2 protein-coding genes are annotated in these 1,447 nt (G+C 39.5%); both read right to left on the reverse strand.

Annotated elements, in window-relative coordinates:
* Positions 1-555: 555 nt before the first annotated feature.
* Entirely contained in the window at positions 556-945 is a 390-nt protein-coding gene (locus RSX24_RS32180; protein WP_236421562.1) for a hypothetical protein, read from the reverse strand.
* Between the two features lie 10 nt (positions 946-955).
* Positions 956-1,447 (reverse strand): hypothetical protein (locus RSX24_RS32185; RefSeq protein WP_343262905.1); only part of this gene is annotated, 492 nt, incomplete at its 5' end.

Genomic DNA, 1,447 nt, shown 5'->3' on the forward strand with positions numbered 1-1,447 from the left:
CATCCCCGTTCTTCAAATCATTCAGTTTCTTCACATTGACGACGATCATCGCCGCACCGAGAGCCGCATCCGCGGCAGCCAACAACGGTGGCTAACCCTTATAAGTCCCTGAGTGTTCTATGTCAACTGCACGTTAGCAGAATTCTTCCTTCGCTGTAACAATCGCTGAAAGGTTCAATTAAGCTGCGGACGATATGAAAAAACCTTCGTTTTGGCCGCCCTACTCGTAATAGTGGTAGCATCTACCCTAAAAGATGCGATTATTGCTATTTCATCTTCCCTATCGGGGCGACTTATTCTACAATTGCGAGCAATTTAAAAAAACGCAAGAAACGAAGATAACAAAAAAACAGGTCAATTATGGTGGTATTTGACCATAATCAACCTGTTTGATGTATCGGAGTAGCGTTATTCAGGTTAATTAGCATTTGATGTGCATATAACCGAAATGGATAATATGGGTTAAGTGTGTTGTTAGTTGAAGATGGGTTTATTCACCACCATGCTAGCTTGAAATCTATTTTTTTCGAACAAATGTCTAACAAGCTTCTTCTCTTAAATGTTAGCTTCTATTTCTCTCATGAAACGTGTTATTGCAAAACAATCTTCCAAATCTTCACCCTCTAATGACCAATATAAAATTGTATTCACATGGACCTGTCTATCTTCTTCAAGAAGATTCTTGATTCTTTTCCAGATCAAAGGACTAAATTCATTTTCACTAAGATAATCATTATATGAAGCCACAATAATTACCATAAGAGCAAATTTTTCTTCGATATTAAGTAGATTATTATCATAAAATGCAAGAAATTCTTCTATACGAGATGTGTCTGCTACAATGTAATGCCAATCTTGACAAAATTCATCTGGTTCAGGCAACCCTAACTTTTCAATAAGAGATTCCCTCGCCGATTTAGTAATATATTTAGGGCTGTTTTCCATAATTCCTCCACTATTTTGGTTTAGTCGTTGGATACATACTGCTATACGGGTAACAAGTTGTTAAACTCCCATCCTTTTTTACAACCACTATAGCTCGATCTGGAACAATTTCTGTACCATCAGGCAAAAAACAGCGTCCTTTCACATTGGACGGAAGATCTACATAGTGAGCTCCTGGGCCTCTTTTCGCTATTTCAGCTACAAAATCCGCTGCAACTTGATCATCTAGCCATTTTCCAATCTGGTGTCCTTCGGTTCTAGCTCTGTCAATTAGTTGCCTATCAGTTACTTTCTTTCCATGATCCAAAAAAGAGTGCCCATAGGTAGGTCTGCTTGCTGGATTTCCCCATTTCCATTTCGGATTTAGCCACCCTTCACTAACTTCACTCGTTCCCTCACCCAATACCTTCGCTAAATCATCCTTGCCTGCTTCCATTTCACTCCAAAAACGCTGCTGCTGGCTATTGGGCGGAATTGGCTTTTTCGGCTTCGTGAAATAGAC

This window comes from Paenibacillus hubeiensis (assembly GCF_032334105.1).
Lineage (GTDB): Bacteria > Bacillota > Bacilli > Paenibacillales > Paenibacillaceae > Paenibacillus > Paenibacillus hubeiensis.